This window comes from Modestobacter excelsi, from assembly GCF_005930495.1.
Lineage (GTDB): Bacteria > Actinomycetota > Actinomycetes > Mycobacteriales > Geodermatophilaceae > Modestobacter > Modestobacter excelsi.
In genome coordinates, this window is the sequence record NZ_SJEX01000081.1 from 1 (window position 1) to 23478 (window position 23478).

General features: G+C 74.3%; 25 protein-coding genes. 18 read left to right on the top strand and 7 right to left on the bottom strand.

Annotated elements, in window-relative coordinates; all coding sequences use genetic code 11:
- The first annotated feature begins 283 nt into the window (after positions 1-283).
- From FHL80_RS20560 to FHL80_RS20600, 9 genes are all read left to right on the top strand, one after another.
- The gene (locus FHL80_RS20560; protein WP_216870921.1) at positions 284-1192 is read left to right on the top strand and encodes an ATP-binding cassette domain-containing protein; all 909 of its coding nucleotides are present in this window, start codon (positions 284-286) and stop codon (positions 1190-1192) included.
- Positions 1192-1974, top strand: coding sequence for an ABC transporter permease (locus tag FHL80_RS20565; protein WP_138735214.1), 783 nt, complete (start codon positions 1192-1194; stop codon positions 1972-1974). The genes FHL80_RS20560 and FHL80_RS20565 overlap by 1 nt, the downstream gene beginning before the upstream one ends.
- Before the next feature lie 192 nt (positions 1975-2166).
- Positions 2167-6072 (top strand): multifunctional oxoglutarate decarboxylase/oxoglutarate dehydrogenase thiamine pyrophosphate-binding subunit/dihydrolipoyllysine-residue succinyltransferase subunit, encoded by a 3906-nt coding sequence (locus tag FHL80_RS20570; protein WP_138735215.1) that lies wholly within the window; start codon positions 2167-2169, stop codon positions 6070-6072.
- Between the two features lie 8 nt (positions 6073-6080).
- Complete coding sequence (locus FHL80_RS20575) at positions 6081-6263, top strand: DUF6104 family protein (protein ID WP_138735216.1); 183 nt, start codon at positions 6081-6083, stop codon at positions 6261-6263.
- Between the two features lie 211 nt (positions 6264-6474).
- Entirely contained in the window at positions 6475-7179 is a 705-nt protein-coding gene (locus FHL80_RS20580) for a metal-dependent hydrolase (RefSeq protein WP_138735217.1), read from the top strand.
- A 22-nt stretch (positions 7180-7201) separates the two neighbouring features.
- Positions 7202-8551, top strand: a complete 1350-nt coding sequence (locus tag FHL80_RS20585) for an MFS transporter (protein WP_138735218.1) — start codon at positions 7202-7204, stop codon at positions 8549-8551.
- Positions 8548-9996: a pyridoxal phosphate-dependent decarboxylase family protein gene (locus FHL80_RS20590; protein WP_138735219.1), complete on the top strand. Its 1449-nt coding sequence runs from the start codon at positions 8548-8550 to the stop codon at positions 9994-9996. The genes FHL80_RS20585 and FHL80_RS20590 overlap by 4 nt, the downstream gene beginning before the upstream one ends.
- Positions 9993-10952 carry a 2-hydroxyacid dehydrogenase gene (locus FHL80_RS20595; protein WP_138735220.1) on the top strand — a complete coding sequence of 320 codons (960 nt, stop codon included), beginning with the start codon at positions 9993-9995 and terminating at the stop codon, positions 10950-10952. The genes FHL80_RS20590 and FHL80_RS20595 overlap by 4 nt, the downstream gene beginning before the upstream one ends.
- 43 nt (positions 10953-10995) lie before the next feature.
- Positions 10996-11478: a GrpB family protein gene (locus tag FHL80_RS20600; RefSeq protein ID WP_246078838.1), complete on the top strand. Its 483-nt coding sequence runs from the start codon at positions 10996-10998 to the stop codon at positions 11476-11478.
- A gap of 48 nt (positions 11479-11526) precedes the next feature.
- Here FHL80_RS20600 and FHL80_RS20605 read toward each other — a convergent pair whose 3' ends face one another.
- Entirely contained in the window at positions 11527-11916 is a 390-nt protein-coding gene (locus FHL80_RS20605) for a S26 family signal peptidase (protein WP_246078839.1), read from the bottom strand.
- 51 nt (positions 11917-11967) lie between these two features.
- On the opposite strand from FHL80_RS20605, the gene sodN reads away from it, so the two are divergent.
- The 6 genes from sodN (at position 11968) to FHL80_RS20635 (ending at position 16579) form a co-directional block, all read left to right on the top strand.
- Positions 11968-12372: a superoxide dismutase, Ni gene (sodN, locus tag FHL80_RS20610; RefSeq protein ID WP_138735223.1), complete on the top strand. Its 405-nt coding sequence runs from the start codon at positions 11968-11970 to the stop codon at positions 12370-12372.
- Between the two features lie 152 nt (positions 12373-12524).
- Entirely contained in the window at positions 12525-13757 is a 1233-nt protein-coding gene (locus tag FHL80_RS20615) for a PP2C family protein-serine/threonine phosphatase (RefSeq protein ID WP_138735224.1), read from the top strand.
- A gap of 52 nt (positions 13758-13809) precedes the next feature.
- Positions 13810-14475, top strand: coding sequence for a phosphatidylserine decarboxylase (locus FHL80_RS20620; RefSeq protein WP_138735225.1), 666 nt, complete (start codon positions 13810-13812; stop codon positions 14473-14475).
- Positions 14476-14489: 14 nt separating this feature from the next.
- Positions 14490-15287 (top strand): CDP-diacylglycerol--serine O-phosphatidyltransferase, encoded by a 798-nt coding sequence (gene pssA, locus FHL80_RS20625; protein ID WP_138735226.1) that lies wholly within the window; start codon positions 14490-14492, stop codon positions 15285-15287.
- A complete protein-coding gene (locus FHL80_RS20630) occupies positions 15284-15769 on the top strand; it encodes a GNAT family N-acetyltransferase (protein ID WP_138735227.1) in 486 nt (161 codons plus the stop codon). The genes pssA and FHL80_RS20630 overlap by 4 nt, the downstream gene beginning before the upstream one ends.
- 27 nt (positions 15770-15796) lie before the next feature.
- A complete protein-coding gene (locus FHL80_RS20635) occupies positions 15797-16579 on the top strand; it encodes an HAD-IIA family hydrolase (RefSeq protein WP_216870920.1) in 783 nt (260 codons plus the stop codon).
- Positions 16580-16640: 61 nt separating this feature from the next.
- Here the strand turns inward: FHL80_RS20635 and FHL80_RS20640 are convergent, their stop codons facing one another.
- Positions 16641-17132: a hypothetical protein gene (locus FHL80_RS20640; RefSeq protein WP_138735228.1), complete on the bottom strand. Its 492-nt coding sequence runs from the start codon at positions 17130-17132 to the stop codon at positions 16641-16643.
- A 77-nt stretch (positions 17133-17209) separates the two neighbouring features.
- Here FHL80_RS20640 and FHL80_RS26825 point away from each other — a divergent pair, with 77 nt between their 5' ends.
- Positions 17210-18175, top strand: a complete 966-nt coding sequence (locus FHL80_RS26825; protein ID WP_138735229.1) for a diacylglycerol/lipid kinase family protein — start codon at positions 17210-17212, stop codon at positions 18173-18175.
- Positions 18176-18458: 283 nt separating this feature from the next.
- On the top strand, positions 18459-18710 hold the full coding sequence (locus tag FHL80_RS20650; protein ID WP_014742526.1) for a WhiB family transcriptional regulator: 252 nt from the start codon (positions 18459-18461) through the stop codon (positions 18708-18710).
- A gap of 100 nt (positions 18711-18810) precedes the next feature.
- Here the strand turns inward: FHL80_RS20650 and FHL80_RS20655 are convergent, their stop codons facing one another.
- The 3 genes from FHL80_RS20655 to FHL80_RS20665 all read right to left on the bottom strand — a co-directional run bounded on the left by FHL80_RS20655 (position 18811) and on the right by FHL80_RS20665 (position 21917).
- Positions 18811-20292 carry a sensor histidine kinase gene (locus FHL80_RS20655; RefSeq protein ID WP_138735230.1) on the bottom strand — a complete coding sequence of 494 codons (1482 nt, stop codon included), beginning with the start codon at positions 20290-20292 and terminating at the stop codon, positions 18811-18813.
- A gap of 247 nt (positions 20293-20539) precedes the next feature.
- Positions 20540-20764, bottom strand: a complete 225-nt coding sequence (locus FHL80_RS20660) for a biotin/lipoyl-binding carrier protein (RefSeq protein ID WP_138735231.1) — start codon at positions 20762-20764, stop codon at positions 20540-20542.
- A gap of 100 nt (positions 20765-20864) precedes the next feature.
- A complete protein-coding gene (locus tag FHL80_RS20665) occupies positions 20865-21917 on the bottom strand; it encodes a biotin carboxylase N-terminal domain-containing protein (RefSeq protein ID WP_138735232.1) in 1053 nt (350 codons plus the stop codon).
- Positions 21918-22108: 191 nt separating this feature from the next.
- On the opposite strand from FHL80_RS20665, the gene FHL80_RS27245 reads away from it, so the two are divergent.
- Positions 22109-22183 carry a 50S ribosomal protein bL37 gene (locus FHL80_RS27245; RefSeq protein ID WP_014742531.1) on the top strand — a complete coding sequence of 25 codons (75 nt, stop codon included), beginning with the start codon at positions 22109-22111 and terminating at the stop codon, positions 22181-22183.
- 78 nt (positions 22184-22261) lie between these two features.
- On the opposite strand, the gene rsrA is transcribed toward FHL80_RS27245, so the two are convergent.
- Positions 22262-22618 carry a mycothiol system anti-sigma-R factor gene (rsrA, locus tag FHL80_RS20670; protein ID WP_138735233.1) on the bottom strand — a complete coding sequence of 119 codons (357 nt, stop codon included), beginning with the start codon at positions 22616-22618 and terminating at the stop codon, positions 22262-22264.
- Between the two features lie 73 nt (positions 22619-22691).
- Complete coding sequence (locus tag FHL80_RS20675) at positions 22692-23387, bottom strand: sigma-70 family RNA polymerase sigma factor (RefSeq protein WP_014742533.1); 696 nt, start codon at positions 23385-23387, stop codon at positions 22692-22694.
- Positions 23388-23478 lie beyond the last annotated feature (91 nt).

Below are 23478 nucleotides of genomic sequence, written 5' to 3' on the forward strand. Positions count from 1 at the left end.
GTGCGGGGACGGAGCCCGCACGCGGGGCCGCCGCCCACCGTCCGCGAGGCGTTCACGGGGCGGCAACCTACCGAACGGCAGCCGGCCGGGGTGTGCGCGGGGTCACTGGTCCAGGCGCGCCCGGGCCGTGACGTGCTGGCCGTGCACGCCGCTCATGCGCTTGGATCACCACGTCGCCGGACCCGCCGGTGCGAGCCAGGAGGACGAGATCACCAGCGGCAGCCGGGCCCCCCTCGACCCCGTGCGGGTCGAGGTCAGCGCCCTGACCAAGACCTTCGGCAGCGTGCGCGCGGTCGACGACCTGTCCTTCACCGTCGAGCCGGGGCAGGTGACCGGCTTCCTCGGGCCCAACGGCGCGGGCAAGACGACGACGCTGCGGATGGCCCTCGGCCTGATCAACCCCGACCGGGGCACGACCACGTTCAACGGCACGCCCTACGCCTCGCTCACCGACCCGATCCGCCGGGTGGGCGCGGTGCTGGAGACGGCGTTCCACCCGGCCCGCAGCGGCCGCAACCACCTGCGCGTCTACTGCCGGGCAGCCGGGATCCCGCTGTCGCGCGCGGACGAGGTGCTCGACCAGGTCGGGCTCGGCCCGGCCGGCGCCCGGAAGGCCGGCGGCTACTCCCTCGGCATGCGCCAGCGCCTCGGGCTGGCGACCGCGCTGCTCGGCGACCCGGCGGTGCTCGTCCTCGACGAGCCGGCCAACGGTCTGGACCCCGAGGGCATCCAGTGGCTCCGCGGGTTCCTGCGCCACCTCGCCCACGACCAGGGCCGCACCGTGCTGGTCTCCAGCCACCTGCTGGCGGAGGTGGAGCAGACCGCCGACCGGGTGGTCATCGTCGGCGCCGGGAAGCTGGTCCGTCAGGGCTCGCTGGCGGAGCTGCGCTCGGGCAGCGCCGGCAGCGTGCTGGTGCGCAGCCCGCAGTCGGCCACCCTCGCCGAGCTGCTGCGCACCGACGGCATGACGGTCGTCACCACCGACGGCCACCCGGACGGGCTGACCGTCACCGGCCTGCCGGTCGAGGAGGTCGGCCGACGCGCCTTCGCCGGTGGCATCGAGCTGCACGAGCTGCGCGCCCACACCAGCGGTCTGGAGGAGGTCTACTTCCAGCTCACCGCCGGCTCGGAGCAGTACGCCGCCGGCCGGCCCGACACCTCCACCGCCACGACCCGACAGGGAGCCGCCTGATGGGCGCCGTCATCGCCCGGCTGACCCGCGCCGAGTGGACCAAGCTGCTGACCACCCGGGTGTGGATCGGCCTGCTGCTGGGTTCCTGCGTGCTGGTCGGCGGCTTCGCCGCGCTGTTCACCGGGTTCGCCGGCAGCAGCGGCGGCGGTCCCGACGGGCAGGGCCTGCCGGCGGTCGGCACGGCGGACTTCGAGCAGCTCGCGCTCGGGGTGTCGGCGAACGCGACGGTGCTCTTCGTCGTGCTCGGCATCATCGGCACGACGCAGGAGTACCGGCACCGCACGGCGACCCCCACCTTCCTGACCAGCCCGCACCGCGGCCGGGTGGTGATCGCCAAGCTGCTGGCCTACCTGGTGGCCGCGATCCCCATGGCGCTGCTGGTGATCGCCGTCGACGTCCTGGTGGTGTCCGTGTACGCCGGCGCACGCGGTGCCGCACCCTCGCTCAGCGGCGACAACCTGCGGGTGCTCGGCGGTGCCTGGGCGGCGCTGGTCATCTACGCCGTGATCGGCGTCGGCGTGGGCGCGCTGGTCCGCAACCAGGTGGGTGCCATCGTCGGCGTGCTGGTCTACCTGTTCGTGGTCGAGACCATCGTGCAGGCCATCCCGGCGATCAACGGTGCCTACAAGTGGCTCCCCGGCGGCGCCCTGGAGGCCATGACGGCCACCTTCGGCCAGACCGAGCTGCTCAGCGCGTGGCAGGGCGGCCTGGTGCTGTTGACCTACGGGTTGGTGGCCGCGGCCCTGGGCACCCTGCTGGCCGTCCGGCGCGACGTCGTCTGAGGTCCGGTGCCGGCGGGGTCCGACCACGGGCCGACCCCGCCGGGAGGCGGCCGGCACCGTTCCGGCAGGCGTGAGACGGGACACGTGCGCCACCTCACGCGGCAGCGTCTACGCCCGGAGCGCCGGGCGTAGAGTCGAGACCCGGTCCAACGACGTCCACCGACGAAGAAGGCACTCACCAACGTGTCAACCGTGAGCTCATCCCAGCCCTCCTCCGCCTCCGCCAACCCGGTGGCGGGCTTCGGCACCAACGAGTGGCTGGTCGAGGAGATGTACCAGCAGTACCTCGCCGACCCACGCAGCGTGGACCAGGCCTGGCACGACTTCTTCGCCGACTACCGCCCGGGCAGCCCGGTGTCCGACGGCGCGGACCGCACCTCGCAGACCGCCCCCGCGCCGGAGCAGCCCACCCCGGCACCGGCCGCGGCCTCCCAGCCGGCCGCGACGAAGCCGGCTGCACCGGAGCCCGCCGCGGCGCAGCCGGCTGCACCGGAGCCCGCCGCCAAGCCGGCCGCGCCGGCTCCCGCGGACGCCGAGGGCTCGGCCAACCGGCCGAGCAGCCCCGCCGTGCCCGCGGGCACCCCCACCCCTGCACCGCGGGCCACCCCGGTCGACGCCCGATCGGAGGGCACCGTCGTGAACCGAGCAGCCGAGCGCGCCTCCCAGCAGGTCCCCGCCGCCCCGGCGAAGCCGTCACCCCGCGCGGGCGCGGCCCGGGCAGCCGGCGACGACGACGCCGACGCCGGCCCCAAGCGGACCCCGCTGCGCGGTGCCGCGGCGAGCGTGGTCAAGAACATGAACGCGTCGCTGACCGTCCCGACGGCCACCAGCGTCCGCGCCGTCCCGGCCAAGCTGCTCGTCGACAACCGCATCGTCATCAACAACCACCTGGCCCGCGCCCGGGGCGGCAAGGTCTCGTTCACGCACCTGATCGGCTACGCGCTGGTCCGGGCGCTGGACAGCTTCCCGAACATGAACAACGCGTTCGCCGAGGTCGACGGCAAGCCGACCCTGGTGACGCCGGAGCACGTCAACTTCGGGCTGGCGATCGACCTGCCCAAGGCCGACGGCACCCGCTCGCTGGTGGTCGCCTCGATCAAGTCCGCCGAGCAGATGGACTTCGCCGAGTTCTGGGGCGCCTACGAGGACGTCATCCGCCGTGCCCGCGCCGGCAAGCTGACCATGGAGGACTTCTCCGGGACGACGATCAGCCTGACCAACCCCGGCACGATCGGCACGAACCACTCGGTGCCGCGGCTGACCACCAACCAGGGCGCGATCGTCGGCGTCGGCGCGATGGACTACCCGGCCGAGTTCCAGGGGATGAGCCCCGAGGCGCTGGCCGAGATGGCCGTCTCGAAGATCATCACGCTCACCTCGACCTACGACCACCGGGTCATCCAGGGCGCCGAGTCCGGTGACTTCCTGCGCCGGATGCACCAGCTGCTGCTGGGCGAGGACGGCTTCTACGACGACGTCTTCCGCTCGCTGCGGGTGCCCTACGAGCCGGTCCGCTGGGTGGCCGACAAGCGGGTCAGCCACGAGGGCCAGATCGACAAGGAAGCCCGGGTCATCGAGGTCATCGAGGCCTACCGGCGCAACGGCCACCTGATGGCCGACACCGACCCGCTGGAGTTCAAGGTCCGCACCCACCCCGACCTGGACATCGTCCAGCACGGGCTGACGCTGTGGGACCTGGACCGGCCCTTCCCCGTCGGGGGCTTCGCCGGTGAGCGCACCATGCCGCTGCGGGACATCCTCGGCGTGCTGCGCAACTCCTACTGCCGCACGGTCGGCATCGAGTACATGCACATCACCGACCCCGAGGAGCGCGGCTGGCTGCAGCAGCGCATCGAGGTCAAGCACGACCAGCCGAGCCGCGAGCAGCAGAAGCGGGTGCTCGGCCGGCTCAACGCCGCCGAGGCGTTCGAGACCTTCCTGCAGACCAAGTACGTCGGGCAGAAGCGGTTCAGCCTCGAGGGCGGCGAGTCGGTCATCCCGCTGCTGGACGAGGTGCTGCTGGCCTCCACCGAGTACGGCCTCGATGAGGTCGCGATCGGCATGGCCCACCGCGGCCGGCTGAACGTGCTGGCCAACGTGCTGGGCAAGAGCTACTCGAAGATCTTCGGTGAGTTCGAGGGCAACATCGACCCGGGCACCGTGCAGGGCTCCGGCGACGTGAAGTACCACCTGGGCGCCGAGGGCACCTTCGAGCACGACGGCCGCTCGATCGCCGTCTCGCTGGCCAGCAACCCCAGCCACCTGGAGACGGTCAACCCGGTGCTCGAGGGCATCGTGCGGGCCAAGCAGGACATGATCGACAAGGGCGAGGGCGGCTTCACCGTGCTCCCGGTCCTGCTGCACGGCGACTCCGCGTTCGCCGGCCAGGGCGTGGTGCAGGAGACGCTGAACCTCTCCCAGCTGCGCGGCTACCGCACCGGCGGCACGGTGCACGTGGTCATCAACAACCAGGTCGGCTTCACCACCAGCCCGGCCGCGGCGCGCTCGAGCCTCTACTCGACCGACGTCGCCCGGATGATCGGCGCACCGGTCTTCCACGTGAACGGGGACGACCCCGAGGCCTGCGTGCGGGTGGCCAAGCTGGCGGTGGACTACCGGCAGGCGTTCAAGAAGGACGTCGTCATCGACCTGGTGTGCTACCGCCGCCGCGGGCACAACGAGGGCGACGACCCGTCGATGACCCAGCCGCTGATGTACGACATCATCGACCGCAAGCGCTCGGTCCGGAAGCTGTACACCGAGGCGCTGGTCGGCCGCGGCGACATCACGCTGGCCGATGCCGAGGAGGCGCTGAAGGACTACCGGGGGCAGCTGGAGCGGGCGTTCGCCGAGACGCACGACGCCCGGGACTCCTCGGCCCCCGAGCCCGTCATGGACCCGCGCTCGCCGCAGCAGGCGACCGTCGACACCGCGATCAGGCCCGAGGTCCTCAAGACCATCGGTGACGCCCACGTCAGCTTCCCGCCGGACTTCACCCCGCACCCGAAGCTGCAGAAGATGCTGGAGCGCCGGGCGGCGATGGCCATCGAGGGCGGCATCGACTGGGCCATGGGCGAGCTGCTGGCCTTCGGCTCGCTGCTGATGCAGGGCGTGCCGGTGCGGCTGGCCGGCCAGGACTCCCGCCGCGGCACCTTCGTGCAGCGGCACTCGGTCCTCATCGACCGGGAGAACGCTGCGGAGTACACGCCGCTGTCGAACCTGACCCCGGACCAGGCGAAGTTCTTCGTCTACGACTCGCTGCTCAGCGAGTACGCCGCGCTCGGCTTCGAGTACGGCTACTCGGTCGCCAACCCCAAGGCGCTGGTGCTCTGGGAGGCGCAGTTCGGCGACTTCGTCGACGGCGCGCAGATGGTGATCGACGAGTTCATCAGCTCCGGTGAGGCCAAGTGGGGGCAGCGCTCCGGCGTGGTCATGCTGCTGCCGCACGGGCTCGAGGGCCAGGGGCCGGACCACTCCAGCGGCCGTATCGAGCGGTTCCTGCAGCTGTCCGCCGAGAACAACATGACGGTCGCCAACTGCTCGACCCCGGCGAACTACTTCCACCTGCTGCGCCGCCAGGCGCTGTCGGAGGTGCACCGCCCGCTGGTGGTGTTCACGCCGAAGTCGCTGCTGCGGGCCAAGGCGGCGGTCAGCTCGGTCGCCGACTTCACCGAGCACCACTTCCGCCCGGTCCTCCCCGACCCGGGGGTCGCCGGCAAGCCGCTGGACGGCGCCGCGGTCAAGCGGGTGCTGCTGTGCAGCGGCAAGGTCAGCTACGAGCTGTTCTCCCAGCGGGAGAACGAGGGCCGGACCGACACCGCCGTCCTGCGGGTCGAGCAGCTGTACCCGCTGCCGGCCGAGGAGATCGTCGAGGCGCTGGCGCAGTACCCGAACGCGACGGACGTCGTGTGGGTGCAGGAGGAGCCGGCGAACATGGGTGCCGCCCAGTTCATGCTGGTCAACCTGCCCGACGAGCTGCCCGCCGGCCGCACCCTGCGCCGGGTCTCGCGCAAGGCCTCGGCCAGCCCGGCCGTCGGGTCGGCGAAGGTGCACGAGACCGAGCAGCGCGCCCTGGTGGCCCAGGCCTTCGCGGACTGACCGCTCCCGTGTACTTCACCGACCGCGGCATCGAGGAGCTGGCCGGCCGGCGGGGCGAGGAGGAGGTCTCCCTCGCCTGGCTGGCCGACCAGCTGCAGGTTTTCGTCGACGAGCACCCCGAGTTCGAGGTGCCCGTCGAGCGGCTGGCCACCTGGCTGGCCCGCGGCGGCACCGACGACAGTGATGATTGAGATCCTCCGGATCTCACCGCGGTGACACGGCGATCCTGACGGATCGCACCGCGGCCAACTGCCGTCCCGGCGTGCGCTGAGCCGCTGCCCGTGTCCTGATCGGGGAGCCTCCGGCCCCCGCGATCAGCCCACCCCCGGGTGGTCCCGACCCGTGGACCGCGTCACCGCGCGCCTCCGCCAGCTGAAGACGATGCGGGGAGACGCTGGGTAGGTGCTCGGTCACTCGCATGCCCTCTCCGGTCTCGCCGTCGGCGCCGCGACGCTGCCGTGGGCGCCCGTCCACGGCACCGTGGCCCAGGTCGCCTGGGTGTCGGCCGTCGGCGGGTTCGCGATGCTGCCCGACCTGGACCAGAAGGGGTCCACGATCAGCCGGATGTGGGGTCCGCTCACCGACGTCCCCTCCGGTGCGGTGAACGCCGTCTCCCGCGGCCACCGCTGGGGCACGCACGACGCCGTCCTGGGGCCGCTGGCCTTCGGCCTGCTGGCCTCCGCCGCGGCCTGGAACCACTGGTCGAGCCTGCTGCTGCTGGCGCTGGCCATCGGGCTGGCCCTGCGGGCGCTGCACGTCGTCATCCCGGGCCGGGCAGAGAACACCGTCATCGGCAACCTGGTCCTCTCCTGGGGCGGGGCCTGGCTGCTGCTGGCGCACAGCCCCGGCCCGACGTGGCTGCCGCTGGCCGTCGTCGTCGGCGTGCTCACCCACATCGCCGGGGACGGGCTGACCAAGGAGGGCGTGCCCGTGCCGGTCCTCTGGCTCCTCCGGCGCAGCCGGATCGCCCCGGTGCACCTGCACACCGGTGCCGTCGTCGAGCGGGCCGTGCTCGTCCCGCTCTTCGTGGTGGCCACCGTGGCGTTCCTCTACGCCAACACCGGCGCCCGCACGCTGGTCGAACCGATCCTGGCCCGACTCGGCTGACCGGGCACTACGGTCGGCGGCTGTGACTGGCGTCGCCCCCGCGTCCCGGCTCGGCCGGCGCACCCACCTCGGCTACGCGCTGGGCTCCATCGGGACGGCGGCGTTCGGCACCGTGCCCGGGCTCCTGCTCCTGTACTACCTGACCGACGTGCTCGGCGTCGGCGCCGGGGTCGCCGGCCTGGTCGTCTTCGCCCCCAAGGCGTGGGACGTCGTCCTGAACCCCTGGATCGGGAGCCGCTCGGACCGGACGGAGAGCCGCTGGGGCCCGCGCCGGCCGTGGATGGCCGCCGGCGGGATGTGCCTGCCGCCGCTGTTCGTGCTGGTCTTCGCCGGTCCGGGCGCGCCGCCGGCCCTGGCCGCGCTCTGGGTGGCGGTCACCTTCCTGCTGGCGGCGACCGCCTACGGCTGCTTCCAGGTGCCCTACGTGGCCCAGCCGGCCGAGATCACCGACGACCCGGGCGAGCGGGCCACGCTGATGTCCTGGCGGGTCGCCGCCCTGGCGGTGGGCATCCTGCTCGCCGGCGCGGGCGCCCCGGCGGTCGTCGACGCCTTCGGCGGCGGCCGGGCCGGGTACCTGGCCATGGCCGTCCTCGTGGCCGTGCTGCTGGCCGGCGGGATGCTCGGCGCGGTCGCCGGCACGCGGAGCGCGCCGACCCTCACCCGGGTCCGCAGCGAGGGCCGGCTCGGCGCCAACGTGGTGCTGGCCTGGCGGTCCCGCCCGTTCCGGTTGCTGCTGACCGGCTTCGGGGTCCAGGCGCTCGGCATCGGCGTGATGCTGGCCGGGGTGCCGTACTACGCCCGGCAGGTCCTCGGCGACCCGGCCGCGGGCTCGGTGCTGTTCGCCGCGCTGGTCGGCCCCGCCGTGCTGGTCATGCCGCTGTGGCTGCGGGTGAGCCGGCGGTGGGGCAAGCGGACCGGCCTGCTCGCCGCGTCCGCGCTGTTCGTGGTGGGCGCGGCCGCGCTGGCCCTGGGCGACGTGGTCGGCACCGGTCCGGTCATCACCTCCGTCGTGCTCGTCGGCGTCGGCTACGCCGGCATGCAGATGTTCCCGCTGGCGATGCTGCCCGACGTCATCGCCGCCGACGAGGCCGCGTCCGGTGCCCGCCGGGCCGGCGTCTTCACCGGCGTCTGGACAGCGGCGGAGACCCTCGGGCTGGCCGTCGGCCCGGGGCTGGTGGGCGGCCTGCTGGCGCTGGCCGGTTACGTCTCCACCAGCGGGGACGACGTCGTGGCCCAACCCGCGGCCGCCGACGCCACCGTGCTGCTCGGGTTCAGCCTGCTGCCCGCGGCGCTGGTGCTCGCGTCGCTGCCCGTGCTCGCCCGCTACCGGCTCGCCCCGCTCCCCCGCCCCGACCTGGAGGTCCCCGCGTGAACCCGCCGGACGTGCTCGCCGAACTGATCGCGCTGCAGGCCGGCGACGTGCCCACGCACGGCGGCGCGACGATGGCCTACGTCTACGACTCCGGCCACGCCGGGGTCGACGAGCTCGCCGCGGCCGCGCAGGCGGCCTACCAGTGGACCAACGCCCTGGACCCGACCGTCTTCCCGAGCGTCGCGCGGATCGAGAACGACCTGGTCGGCGCCGCGGCCGCGCTGCTGGGCGGGAACGCCGGGACGGTCGGCACGGTGACCAGCGGCGGCACCGAGAGCTGCCTGCTGGCGGTGCTCGCCGCGCGTGAGCGGTGGCGGGCGCGCGACCGGGGCGGGGACCGGCCCCGGTTGCTGCTCCCGGTCACCGCGCACGCCGCCTTCCGGAAGGCCGCCCACCTGTTCGACCTCGAGGTGGTCGACCTCCCGGTCGACCCGGTCAGCTGCCGGGTCCTGCCCGCGGCGGTCTCCGCCGAGCTCGACGACCGGGCGGCCCTGGTGGTGGTCAGCGCGCCGTCCTACCCGCACGGCGTGCTCGACCCGGTCGGCGAGGTCGCCGCGCTGGCCGCCGCGGCCGGGGTGCCGTGCCACGTCGACGCCTGCATCGGTGGCTGGGTGCTGCCCTTCCTCGACGACGTGCCGGAGCCCTTCGACCTGTCCGTCCCGGGGGTCACGTCGCTGTCGGTCGACCTGCACAAGTACGGCTACGCGCCGAAGGGCGTCTCGGTGCTGCTCAGCGCCGACGCGGAGCTGCGGCACGCGCACTGGTTCAGCACCGCCGGGTGGCCCGGCTACCCGGTGGTGAACCCGACGCTGGCCGGCACCCGCCCGGCCGGCCCCATGGCCGCGGCCTGGGCCGTCCAGCGGGAGCTGGGGACCGACGGCTACCGGCAGCTGGCCCGCAGCGCCCGGGCCGCCACGGTGGCGCTGGCCGAGGGGATCTCCGCGCTCCCGGGGCTGCGGGTCGTGGGCCGGCCGGTGTCGACGCTCGTGGCGGTCGCGGAAGAGGCCCCGGACGGCGTCGACGTGCTGAACCTGGCCGACGAGATGACCGCACGTGGCTGGCTGCTGCAGCCCCAGCCACCGTTCGACCAGCCCGGCGGGGCGCTGGCGGCCACGCTGCACCTGACCGTGACCGGGGCGACCGCCGGCCGGGTCGAGGCGCTGCTGGCCGACCTCGCGGACGCCGCCCGGGCGGCCGCCGCACTCCCCCGGCCGCAGGCCGATCCCGAGCTCGTCTCCGCCGCGGCCACCATCGACCCGTCGGCGCTCACCGTCGCCGAGGTGGAGGGGCTGCTGGAGCTGGCCGGCGTCGGCGGTGGCCGGCTGCCCGAGCGGATGGCGCCGGTGCACGCCCTGGTCGCCGCGCTGCCCCGCCCGGTCGCCGAGCGGCTGCTGGCCGGCGTGCTCGGTCAGGTGTACCGGCCGAGCACGGTGGTCGGCTCGTGACCGGCCACCTGTACGTCACCCGGCAGCTGACCGACGACGCGATGGCCTCGGTGGCCGCGCTCGGGGTCCCCGTCGTCGTCGGGGAGGAGCGGCCGCCCACCACGGCGGAGCTGCTCCGGGACGCCGCCGGTGCGGTCGCGATCGTCTCCACGCTCACCGACCGGGTCGACGCCGCGGTGCTGGACGCCGCGGGCGCCGGGTTGCAGGTGGTCGCCAACGTCGCGGTCGGCTACGACAACGTCGACGTCGAGGCAGCCCGGGCCAGGGGTGTCGTCGTGACCAACACCCCCGGTGTCCTGGACGGCGCGACGGCGGACCTGACCCTGGGCCTGGTGCTCGCCGCCGCCCGCCGGATCGCCGAGGGCGACCGGTTCCTGCGCACCGGGACGCCGTGGGTCTGGGGACCGCGGATGCTGGTCGGCCTGGACCTCTCCGCCGGTGCCACCCTGGGCATCGTCGGCTACGGCAGGATCGGCCGGGCCGTGGCCCGGCGGGCCCGCGCCTTCGACATGCGGGTGCTGGCCACGCCCACCCGCAGCGGGCTCACCCCGGCCGAGCGCGACGCGGTCGAGTTCCGCGAGCTGCCCGACCTGCTCGCGTCCGCCGACGTGGTCACGCTGCACTGCCCGCTGACCCCGCAGACCCAGCACCTCATCGACGCTGCGGCGCTGGCCCGGATGCGACCGACGGCACTGCTGGTCAACACCGCCCGGGGCGGCATCGTGGACACCGACGCGCTGGTCGCGGCGCTCACCGCGGGCCGGCTGGCCGGCGCGGCGCTGGACGTGTTCGAGGACGAGCCGCGGGTCGACCCGCGGCTGCCGGCGCTGCCGCAGGTGGTGCTCACCCCGCACCTGGGCAGCGCCGGGGGCGCCACCCGCAGCGCCATGTGCGGCCTGGCGGTGCGCAACGTCGCCGCCGTCCTCGCCGGCTCTCCACCGCTCACCCCGGTCTGACGCGGTGCGTCCTGGCGGTGGGGCGGACGGGCCCGAGGAGCCGGTGGAGCTGCACCCGCCCTCCCCCGACTGGCTCCGGGTCGCCGACCACTGGGCCGCGGCGATCCGGCGGGAGCTGTCCCCGCTGACCCCCCGCGTGGAGCACATCGGGTCGACGGCCGTCCCCGGCCTGCTGGCGAAGCCGGTCGTCGACCTGCAGGTGTCGGTGCCCGACGTGGACGACGAGGCGTCGTACCGGCCGGCCCTGGAGACGCTCGGGCTCGTGCTGCGCGCCCGGGAACCGGGGCACCGTTTCTTCCGGCCACCGACCGGGCAGCCGCGGACGGTGCACGTCCACGTCTGCGCGCGGGGGTCCACCTGGGAGCGGGATCACCTCGCCTTCCGCGACCGGCTGCGCGCCCGTCCGGAGGTCGCAGCTGCCTACGCGGCGCTCAAGCAGCACCTGGCGGCGACCGTCGGGCACGACCGCGTCGCCTACACCGAGGGCAAGTCCGCCTTCGTCCGGTCGGTGCTCACCGGCTCGTGACGCCGCCGGCGATCGCCACTGGGCACGGGTGCCGTGCCGACCGGAGGGTCAGGGCAGCCCGTCGATGCCGGGTGGTGGGGCGAGGCGCTGCGGCCGGGGCCACAGCCGGAGGACGACGCGGCCCACGACGACCGCGGGCCCGAACGCCCGGCTGTCGTCGCCGACGAGCGGGTTGTCGCCCTCCACCCAGTGCCCACCCGGGACGGCACGGCGGATGCGCTTGACCACGAGCAGGTCCGGGCGCGCCGGGAAGCGGGCCAGCACGACGTCCCCGGCCCGGACCCGGCCGGACGACCGCACCCGGCGGACCAGCAGCCGGTCGCCGTGCCGCACGGTCGGCGACATCGACGGTCCGGTGACCCGGGCGAGCACCCAGCGGGTGGCCAGGCCGGGAGCGTCCTCCGGGCCGCGACCGCTGGACGTGTTCACGCTGATCACCGCGAGTAGGGTCGCAGACGATCGATCTCCCACGAACCCGGAGGCACCCCCATGCGTCTGTTCCGCATGTTCTCCGCGGTGGAGGCCACCGCGCACTGCGACCTCCCCTGCGGCGTGTACGACCCGGCCCAGGCCCGCATCGAGGCCGAGTCGGTCAAGGCCATCCAGGAGAAGTACCAGGCCAACGAGGACCCGGTGTTCCGGACCCGCGCCATCCTGATCAAGGAGCAGCGGTCCGACCTGGTCAAGCACCACCTGTGGGTGCTGTGGACCGACTACTTCAAGCCCCCGCACTTCGAGAAGTACCCGCAGCTGCACGAGCTGTTCAACAAGGCCACCAAGCAGGCCGGCGCCGCCGGCGGCAAGGGCAGCATGGACCCGGCCGAGGGCCAGAAGCTCCTCGACTACATCGCGGAGATCGACAAGATCTTCTGGGAGACCAAGGCCGCTGCCTGACGAAGGACCCCGTCCTCCCACCCCTCGCACGCCCGGGGTGGGAGGACGGGGCTGCTGCCGGGTCGTCCTGTCGGGCGACCCGGCAGTGCTGTCCCCTGCCGCCGCTGGACCCGGTGTCGGCCGCTCCGCCCCGACCTTGGAGAGACCGCCCCGTGAGCCCCCGGTTCGACCTGCGCTCGTTGCTCGAGCGGGTGGAGGCGGCTGCCCCGATCGACGCGGTGGCGGCGGTCGCCGCCGAGCTCGTCACCGTCTCCGGTGCGACCCGGGTGTCCTTCCTCATCGCCGACTTCAGCGGCCACGCGCTGGTCCGGTTGAGCACCGCCGAGCTGACCCCGGACGGCGCCCGCACCCGCGGCGCCGAGGCGGCGGAGACGGTCCCGCTCGACGGCACGGTCTACGCCGACGTGCTGCGCACCCAGCAGGCCGACATCTCGGTCACCGACCGGGGTGCGTGCATGATCGTCCCGGTCACCGACCGCGGTGACGCCATGGGCCTGCTGGAGCTGGTCCTCCCCGAGCCGCCCGACGAGCAGGTCCAGGCCGACGTCCGGGCTGCCGGCCATGCGCTGGCCTACGTGATCATCGCCAACCGCCGGCACACCGACCTGTTCGAGTGGGGGCAGCGGACCACCCAGTTCTCGCTCGCCGCGGAGATCCAGCGCCGGCTGCTGCCCGCCGCGTTCACCTGCGAGGCCGGGCAGTTCACCCTGGCCGGCTGGCTGGAGCCCGCGGCCAGCGTCGGCGGGGACACCTTCGACTACGCGCTGGACCGGGACGCCCTGCAGGTGTCGATCACCGACGCGGTCGGCCACGAGGTGAGCGCGTCGCTGCTGGCCACCCTCCTGGTCGGCAGCCTCCGCAACGAGCGCCGGCGGGGGGTGGCGCTGGACGAGCAGGTGCGCAACGCCGACCTGGCCATGGCGGTCAACGTCGAGCCCGGCCAGTTCGTCACCGGGCAGGTCATGCGGGTCGACCTGCACACCGGGCACGCGCAGATCGTCAACGCCGGGCACCCGCTGCCGCTGCGCCTGCGCGACGGCCGGGTGGAGGAGGTCGAGCTCGCCGTCGACCTCCCGTTCGGGGTCGAGCCGGGGTGGGCGTTCCGGGTGCAGGAGTTCCCGCTGGAGCCCGGCGACCGGATCGTGTTCGTGACCGACGGCATGCTGGAGCGCAACGCCGCCGAGCTCGACGTCGCCGCCGCGCTGGCCAGCAGCGCCGGGCTGCACCCCCGCGAGGTCGTGCACGCGCTGGGAGCGGCGGTCATGCGGGCCACCGGGGGGCAGCTCAGCGACGACGCCACGGTGGTCTGCCTGGACTGGTACGGCGGGCCGCCGCGGGTCCGGGACAGCGACGGCGGGGCCGGCCGAGGGCTCGCCTCGGACTGACGACCGGCGCGGCCCCGGCGCTGTGGTCACGCACCGGTAACCTCGGACTGCGATGCGCATCGACCGGGCCGGCTGGCCCTTCCTCGCCGTCCCGCTCGGCCTTGCTGCGGCGTTCGCCGCCCTGGCCCGGGCGACCGGCCTCCGCTCGGCCCGCCTCGCGGCGTGGCCGCTCCTCGCGCTGTCCGGCTACCTGGCGGTGTTCTTCCGCGACCCCGACCGGCGCTGCGACCTCGTCCCGCCGGCCTCGGACGAGGTGCTCTCCCCGGCCGACGGCGTCGTCATGGTGGCCGGGGAGCCGCAGCCCGGGGTGGCCCCCGAGGGCGACTGGCAGCAGGTCAGCGTCTTCCTCTCCGTGGTCGACGTGCACGTCAACCGCGCCCCCTACCGCGGGCAGGTCACCGAGCACAGCTACCGGCCGGGCAGCTTCCTCGCCGCGTACCGCAAGGAGAGCGCGCACCGCAACGAGCGCAGCGAGCTGTGGGTCCGCGACGGCGACCGCACGGTCGTCTTCCGCCAGATCGTGGGTGTGCTGGCCCGCCGCATCGTCACCCGGGTGGGCGTGGGGGCGCAGGTGGCGACCGGGGAGCGGATCGGGCTGATGAAGTTCGGGTCCCGGATGGACGTCTTCGTGCCGCGCGAGTGCACGGTCACCGTCACCGAGGGGCAGCGGGTGCGTGGCGGGGAGACCGTCATCGCCCGCTGGCCCGCGCCCCGCTGAGGGGGGACGGCGGGATGCCCGGCAGGCGCACGACCACCGTGGAGTTCGTCCGGGGCTCGGTCCGCGGCGGGCGGCGGCGGGCTCGGTCGTGGCTGCCCAGCCTGTTCACCCTGGCCAACATGATGTGCGGCTTCTTCGCCATCCTGGTCGCCTTCCGCGGCGAGTACCGGCTGGCCTGCGCCCTCATCGCGCTGTCGGTGGTCTTCGACATCGCCGACGGCGCGGTCGCCCGGCTGGTCGGCGCCGTCTCGCCGTTCGGGCTGCAGTTCGACTCGCTCGCCGACCTGGTCTCCTTCGGCCTGGCGCCGTCCCTGCTGGTGTTCGCGCTGTTCTCCGACGGCCGGGACTCCCTGGACGCCCTGGGCTGGATCGCCTGCTTCCTGTGGGTGGCCTGCGCGGCGATCCGGCTGGCCCGGTTCAACACCACGATCGACCCGACGGCGGACAAGCGGTACTTCACCGGCCTGCCCAGCCCGGGCGCCGCCGGGGTGGTGCTGGCCAGCGTCTTCGCCTTCGCCGACCTCATGCAGGGTCGGGACCGGCTGTGGATGCTGCTGGTGGTCCTCGTCCCCGGGCTGCTGATGGTCAGCAACGTCCGCTACCGCTCGTTCCGGTCCCTGGTCAGCCCGAAGAGCGGCAAGCCCTATGGTCTGGTCGTCACCGTGGTCGTCGTGCTGGTCGGGCTGGCCACGGTGCCGACCGTGACCTGCTGCGTGGTGGCCTACAGCTACCTGGTCTCGCCGCTGGTGATGCCCGTGCTGACACCGCTGGGCCGGCTGGTGCCGGACCGGCTGAAGGAGGTCCTCTCGTGACGGTGCGACCGGTGCGGCCGGACGACGTCCCCGCCGTGCTGGGGCTGGTCCGCGAGCTCGCCGCCTACGAGAAGGCCGAGCACGAGGCGCTGATGACCGCCGACCAGCTGCACACCGCCCTGTTCGGCGACTCCCCGGCGCTGTTCGGCCACGTCGCGACGGCCGACGGGTCGGAGCAGGTCGTGGGCGTGGCGCTGTGGTTCCTCAACTTCTCCACCTGGCGCGGCACGCACGGCATCCACCTCGAGGACCTCTACGTCAGCCCTGGCTCCCGCGGGAGCGGGCTCGGCCGGGAGCTGCTGCGCACCCTGGCCCAGGAGTGCGTCGACCGGGGTTTCTCCCGGCTCGAGTGGTCGGTGCTGGACTGGAACACCCCGTCGATCGAGTTCTACAGGGCGGCCGGGGCCGTGCCGATGGAGGACTGGACGGTCTTCCGGCTGACCGACGACGCACTCCCCCGCTTCGCCGCCGACCGGCGCTGAGGCACCCGAGCAGAAGGAGATCCAGGCGTGACCACCGAGCGCGGCGAGTCCCAGTGCTGGCTGACCGACATGGACGGCGTCCTCGTGCACGAGGGCAACGCCCTGCCCGGCGCCGCGGACTTCCTGGCCCGGCTGGTGGAGCGCGAGCGCCGGTTCCTGGTGCTCACCAACAACTCGATCTTCACCCCGCGGGACCTCGCTGCGCGGCTGGCGCGCAGCGGTCTCGACGTGCCCGAGAGCGCCATCTGGACCTCGGCCCTGGCGACGGCGGACTTCCTGTCCTCGCAGCTGCCCGGCGGCTCCGCCTACGTCATCGGTGAGGCCGGGCTGACGACCGCCCTGCACGAGGCGGGTTACACGCTCACCGACACCGACCCGGACTACGTGGTCCTCGGCGAGACCCGCAACTACTCCTTCGAGGCGATCACCCGGGCGATCCGGCTGGTCGGCGCGGGGGCGCGGTTCATCGCCACCAACCCCGACGTCACCGGCCCCTCGCCGGAGGGCCCGCTGCCGGCCACCGGGTCGGTGGCCGCGATGGTCACCAAGGCGACCGGCGCCGAGCCCTACTTCGTCGGCAAGCCCAACCCGATGATGTTCCGCAGCGCGATGAACCGGATCCAGGCGCACTCGGAGTCGACCACGATGATCGGCGACCGGATGGACACCGACGTCGTGGCCGGCATCGAGGCGGGGCTGGACACCATCCTGGTGCTCACCGGCTCCACCCGGGCCGAGGACGTCAGCCGCTTCCCCTTCCGGCCCAGCCGGACCCTGCCCTCGATCGCCGAGGTCATCGACCTGGTCTGATGGCCCCCGTGCAGGGTCCCACCGCGAGCCTGCGAGGGGTGGGGGGCACGGGGGTCCTTCTTCAGCGCTGGAAGAAGGCGAGCCGGGCCTCGGGGGTGGCCAGCAGGTACAGCTCCACCGCCACGGCGGCGAGCACCGGGACGCCGATCAGCGGCCGGTCGGCCTGGAACGCCGCCGTGTACCCGAGCACCGCGAGCAGCAGCTGCAGCACGATGACCGGCCCGCGGGCCCACGCCGACACCCGCCACAGGCCGACGGCGCCGGCGGCCAGCAGCACGCCCGCCATGCCCACGTAGACCACCTCGGCGAGCGCCCGGCCCACGCTGTCCGGCGAGCCGGTCAGGGTCAGGTACAGCAGCACCAGCGCGAGCAGCACGGCCGCGGCCGCCTCGACCGCCACCACCACGGCGGCCCGCCGGACGGCGGTCGGCGCGGTGCTGCGCGACCGTCCCGGCTTCGGCGCGGTCGGCTGCGCCGCACCGCCGAGCAGCCCCTCGGCGCGGGGACGGCGGCGGCCGGGGGTGCCCCCCTCGTTCGAGACCTCGCCTGGCACGGCGCCGAGGCTACGCCGGGAGAGCCCGCCGACATGCGCCGTCCGGTCCACCGGCCGGCGGTCGATAGGTTGACGGCATGCGTGCGCTGCTGGTGGCGAACCCGGCGGCCACCACGACCACCCGCAAGGTGCGCGACGTGCTGGTGCGCGCGCTGTCCACCGAGCTGAAGGTCGACGTCGCCGAGACCACGCACCGCGGGCACGCGCGTGAGCTGGCCGCCGAGGCGAGGGCCGACGGGGTCGACGTCGTGGTCACCCTGGGCGGCGACGGGACGGTCAACGAGGCGGTCAACGGCCTGCTCACCGGCGGGCCCGGACCGCACGTCCCCACCCTCGCCGTCGTCCCGGGTGGCTCGACCAACGTCTTCTCCCGCGCCCTGGGCCGGTCGCGCGACCCCGTGGAGGCGACCGGCGAGATCCTCGACTCGCTGCGCGCCGGCCGCACCCGCCTGGTGCCGCTGGGCACCGCGTCGGCCCTCACCGGCGATCCGGGGACGACGGACGGCTGGACGGCGCCCCGCTGGTTCGCCTTCGCCGCCGGCATCGGCTTCGACGCCGACGTGATCTCCCGGGTCGAGGCCCAGCGGGCCCGCGGACGGCGCTCCACCGGGGCCCTCTACGTCCGCTCCGGGATCGCGTCCTTCCTGCTCGGGCGGGACCGGCGCCGCCCACCGCTGACCCTGGCGCAGCCCGGCGAGCCCCCGGTCGACGGGCTGTTCCTGGCGCTGGTGTCCAACGTGAGCCCGTGGACCTACCTCGGTGCACGGCCGATCAACCCGAGCCCCGAGGCATCGCTGGACACCGGGCTCGACGTCTACGCGATGGGCCGGGTCGGGGTCGTCCGGATGCTGCACCACCTCCGCCAGACGATGGCCGACCGGCCCGACCCGCGCGGCCGCGGCGTGCACCGCTGGCACGACCTGGCCGAGCTGGAGCTGACCGCGTCCCGGCCGCAGGGCTGGCAGCTGGACGGCGACCACCTCGGCGTCGCGACCGGCCTCCGGGTGCGTTCGGTGCCCGACGCCCTGCGGGTCGTCGTCTAGCGGAGGACCCGCCGCAGGGGCCCCGCGGGCCGACTGTCGCCGACGTCACCCGTGACGAGTGGCGGGGCTCGCACACGCATGGTGAGCTTGCTCTCACGGGGCCCGGCGACGCGGTGACTGCCTTGACACCTCGAGCTCTCGTGAAAGCATCACAAGCAAGCAACCCGTCGGTAACACGGCGGGCGGTCGCCGTGCTACGCGCTGAGGTACCAGCGCGCTGACCTGCCGGGGTGGTCTACGGACCGGCGACCGACATCCTGACGAGATCGAGGAGTACACCGCCATGGACTGGCGCCACCGCGCGCTCTGCCGCGACGAGGACCCGGAGCTCTTCTTCCCGATCGGGACGACGGGCCCTGCGGTCGTGCAGATCGAGCAGGCCAAGGCCGTGTGCCGACGCTGCCCGGTCATGCAGTCGTGCCTCGAGTGGGCACTGAGCTCCGGTCAGGACTCCGGGGTGTGGGGCGGCCTCTCGGAGGACGAGCGCCGCGCCCTCAAGCGCCGCACCGCCCGCACCCGGGTCCGCACCGCGTAAGGACCCCGCTGCCCCCCCGCCGCTCGCACGCTCGCGCCGGGTCCCTGCAGCGGGGCCGTACAGCAGGGGCCGCCTCGTTCCGAGGCGGCCCTTGCTGCGTTCAGCGGCGGGGGCGGCCGGCGCCGGGGAGGGTGAGCACCGCCTCGGTGCCCGGGCCGCCGTCGGCCGGGGCGCCCATCACCAGGCTGCCGTGCAGCTCGCTGGTGACTAGCGTCCGCACGATCTGCAGCCCCAGCCCGGTGCTCGCCGCCGGGTCGAAGCCCGGCGGGAGCCCTCGGCCGTCGTCCCGGACCCGGACGACCAGGTCGTGCCCGTCCCGCGCGGCCGCCAGCACGATCGTCCCCGGCTCACCGTCGGGGAAGGCGTGTTCCGCGGCGTTGTGCAGCAGCTCGGTCACCGCCATCACCAGCGGGGTCGCGGCCGCCGCCGGCAGCTCACCGAAGGCGCCGTCCCGGGTGAACCGGGCGGCCGGCCCGACCGACGTCACGTCGCCCAGCATCGGCAGCACCTGGTCCAGCACGTCGTCGACCTCGACGACGTCCTCCCGGCTCCCGGCCAGCGTCTCGTGCACGACGGCGATCGACGCCACCCGGCGCACCGACTCCTCGAGCGCGGCCCGGGCCGCCGGCTCGGTCATCCGCCGCGCCTGCAGGCGCAGCAGCGCGGCGACGGTCTGCAGGTTGTTCTTCACCCGGTGGTGGATCTCCCGGATGGTCGCGTCCTTGGTCATCAGCGCGCGGTCCCGGCGGCGCACGTCGGTGACGTCGCGGACCAGCACCAGCGCGCCCTCCTCGCCGCCGGGGGCCTGCAGCGGCAGCGCGCGCACCAGCATCGTCGCGGCGTCGTTCTCCACGTCCATCGGGTCGGGGAACCGCCCGGCGACGGCGGCGCTGATGCTCGCGGCCACCGCCTCCCCGGCCACCCGGTCGGCCGAGACGCTGCGGGTCACCTCGGCGAGGTGCGAGCCGACCACGTCACCGATGACCCCCATCCGGCGGTAGGCCGACAGCGCGTTGGGGCTGGCGTAGACGGCCCGCCCGGCGGCGTCGAGCCGGACCAGCCCGTCACCGACCCGGGGGCTCATCTCCGCGTCCTCGAGCATCCGCGGCGGGAACGTGCCGGCGGCCACCATCAGCGAGAGGTCCGCGGCGATGTCGAGGTAGGTCAGCTCCAGCGTGGACGGCGACCGGGTCGCGGCCAGGTTGGTGTCCTTGGCCAGGACGGCGACCACCACGCCGTCGTGCCGCACCGGGATGAACTCCCGCCGCCGCGGCGCCGCCCCGGACCAGTCCGGGTCCCCCTCGGTGATCGGCCGCCCTGCCTCGTGGGCGGCCACCAGCGGTTCGGCGGCCTGCCCGGTCACCTCGGTGCCCACCAGGTCGTCGGGCTGGCTGGTGGGCGCGGTGAGCGGGCGGACCTGGGCGACGCACCACCAGGCCCCGCTCTGCAGCGGTACCCAGAGCGTGAGGTCGGCGAAGGACAGGTCGGCCAGCAGCTGCCAGTCGGCGACCAGCCGCCGGGCGTGGTCGACCTGCGACGGGCTCGCCGAGCCCCGGGTCAGACGTTCGGACAGGCTGCTCATCGTGGGGCCGAGCTTAGGGCCCTGCCCGGAGGCTCCCTCGAGCGTGCGAGGGAGGAGTGGGGCAGGGCCTCTCACCACCCTGCCCCGGGGACCTCCGCCGCCCTGACCGTCGACGATGCCGACCCGCGGCCGACTTCGAGCGCATCGGCGAGGCGCTGGTCCGCGGCTGCCCGAGCGCGACTGCAGAAGGACCCCACTGCCCCCCACCCCACCCGCAGGCGCGCGGCGGGACCCTGCAGCGGGGCCGCTAGGCGGGGACGACGGTGGCGATGAGGTCGCCCTCCTGGAGGACCTCGCCCTCGACCACGTGCAGCTCGTCGATGGTGCCGGCGCGCTCGGTCAGCACCGGGATCTCCATCTTCATCGACTCGAGGATCACCAGCGTGTCACCGGCGGCGACCTCGGTGCCCGGTGACACGAGGACCTTCCACACGCTGGAGACCATCTCCGCGTGGATCTCCTCGACCGCCACCGGTGTCCCCTGTCTCCCGTGCTGACCCGCCGGACCCGGCGGTGTGCTCATGAAAGCACGCGTCGGGCCGCCGTCCGCCGCGCCGACGACGCCGGCCGTGTCAGGAGCGGTCGGGCACCAGCGACCCGGCGATGCGCTGCAGCACGCCGCAGACCGCCTCGCCGTCGTGCGGCACCCCGGAGTCCGGCAGGCCGACGAGCACCTCGGTGGCCGCGCTGGCCGCGCGCGCGGCGCTCGGCGCGGCGGCGCTCACCGTGGCCAGCAACGCGTCGTACCAGCCGTCGAGCCGGTCCCCGGGGTCGTAGCCGCTGATCGCGACGACCTCGGCCCCCAGCAGGGGCCGGCGGCCGCTGCGCGCCGGGACGTCGGGCAGCCGACCGGTCACCCGGCCCGCCGTGCCCGGGGGCAGCGTGGAGCGCAGTTGGACGGCGACCGCGGCACGCGGCACCGCCGTCTCCACCACCGGGCCCGGGGAGCCGCCGGCCATGCTGCGCAGGGTGAGCTCGACGGCGTCGACGTTGTGCGCCCGCTCGAGCACGGCCATGTCCAGGGAGAAGCCGGCGGCGACCTCGGCCAGCTCACCGCCCGGGTCGATGCCCACGGTCACCAGCCCGCGCCAGCCCAGTTCGGGGAGGCGGCGGGCAGCCGCGGGCAGCGGGCCCAGGCCGGCCGGCGGGGTCCAGGAGACCCGCGGCGTCCCGCCGGCGCGGTCCCGCAGCACCGGGGTGACGTGGTGCAGGCCCTCGGCGGTCACCCAGGCCAGGAAGCCCTGCTCGCTCGCCGGCTCCACGCCGTCGCCACCGAGGCGTTCCAGGACCTCCGGGTCCTGCCCGACCCAGGTGAGCCCGGCCGCGGTCACCGCGACGGCCAGCCGCGCGTCGCCGGCCAGGGCCGGGGGCACCGGCAGCACGGCGTCCACCCTGGTCCGCCGGGCGGCCTCGACGATGCGCTGCGCGTCCAGGTAGGACTCCGTCGCCGGCGCCGGGCCGAGCAGCACCGACTCGTCGGCCATCCGCACGTGCCGGGCGTCCCGCTCGGACTCCGAGTACACCGCGACCGACTTCAGCCCGAGCCGGGTGCACGCCCGGATCACCGCGCAGGCCATCGGCCCCCGGCCGGCCACGAGCACGCTCTCCACGGCTGTCTGGACCACGTCGTCCTCCTGCTCCGACTCGCGCCGGTCTCGTCCCCCGTCGCCCCGGCTGCACACCCCGAGGCCCTGCACCACCGCAGGTGCCCACACCGGCACGTGCGATCCTTGCCCGGTCAGCTTGACCGGTTCTCCGGTGTGCGCACCCCCTGCCGGTCCCGGACAACACACCCACGAGGGAGAGGAGGGCAGCGATGTCCAAGCGTGGACGCAAGCGGCGCGCCCGCAAGAAGAGCGGCGCCAACCACGGCAAGCGCCCCAACGCCTAGAAGGACCCCCTCGCCCCCCACCGCTCGCACGCTCGCGGCGGGACCCTGCGAGGGGGCCGTCCCTGGGTGGCGCCCCTCCTACGAGGAGGGGCGCTCCCCGGTGGTCTCGCCGACCGTCTCGACGCTGGTCCGCTCGACCCACACCTGGGTGCCGTCCTCCTCGAAGGAGACGGTGGTCAGCTGGACCTTGATCCGGTCGCGCAGGCCCACCGGTGTGGGGTCACCACCGCAGCGACGCCGCACCAGCGCCTTGAACTCCTGCTCGATGCCGAACTGCCGCAGGCACGGCGAGCAGTCCTCGAGGTGCTCGGCGATGACCTCGCGCCGCGCGTCGTCGGTCTCGTGGTCGAGGAACTCGAAGACGTGGGACAACACGTCGTCACACGAGGTGATCTCGTCGGGGCCCTGCGCGCCATCGTGAGCGTCGGTGGTCACGACTCCCCCTCGCTGGCGCTCGTCGGATCCGTGCCCAGAGGTGCTCCGTTGCCGCATGAGCTCGCCAGCTCGCTCACGAGTGCGCCTCCTCTGCAGCTCCGGCGCGGACGAACCCGCGCTCCCGGGCGTAGTCGGCCAGCAGCTTCTGCAGCCCGCGGCGACCGCGGTGCAGCCGGGACATCACCGTGCCGATGGGCGTGCCCATGATCTCGGCGATCTCCTTGTACGCGAAGCCCTCGACGTCGGCGAGGTACACCGCGAGCCGGAAGTCCTCCGGCAGCTGCTGCAGGGCCTCCTTGATGTCGGAGTCCGGCAGGTGGTCCAGCGCCTCGATCTCCGCGGAGCGCAGGCCGCTGGAGGTGTGCTCCTCCGCCGCGTAGAGCTGCCAGTCCTGCACCTGCTCGGTGGGGTACTGCTGCGGCTGCCGCTGCTTCTTGCGGTAGCTGTTGATGTAGGTGTTCGTCAGGATCCGGTACAGCCAGGCCTTGAGGTTCGTGCCCTCGGCGAACTGGTGGAACGCGGAGTACGCCTTGACGAAGGTCTCCTGGACGAGGTCCTCGGCGTCGGAGGGGTTGCGGGTCATCCGCAGCGCCGCCGGGTACAGCTGGTCCAGGTAGGGCAGGGCATCCCGCTCGAACCGGGCGTCGCGCTGGGCCCGGCTCTCCGCCTCGGCGGACCGACTCCCGTCGGCACGCGCCTCGGGTGTCTCCTCGGGGACCGGCAGGGCCGTCTCCTCGGCGGGGGTGTCGATCGCGGGCTCCTCGGGCACCGACCGTCCTCTCTGCGGCGCCCGGGAGCGGGCTACCACGTCGGTCGATCCTAACCGGGTGCGGTCAGGTCGGCCGGGGGGACGGCGGGAG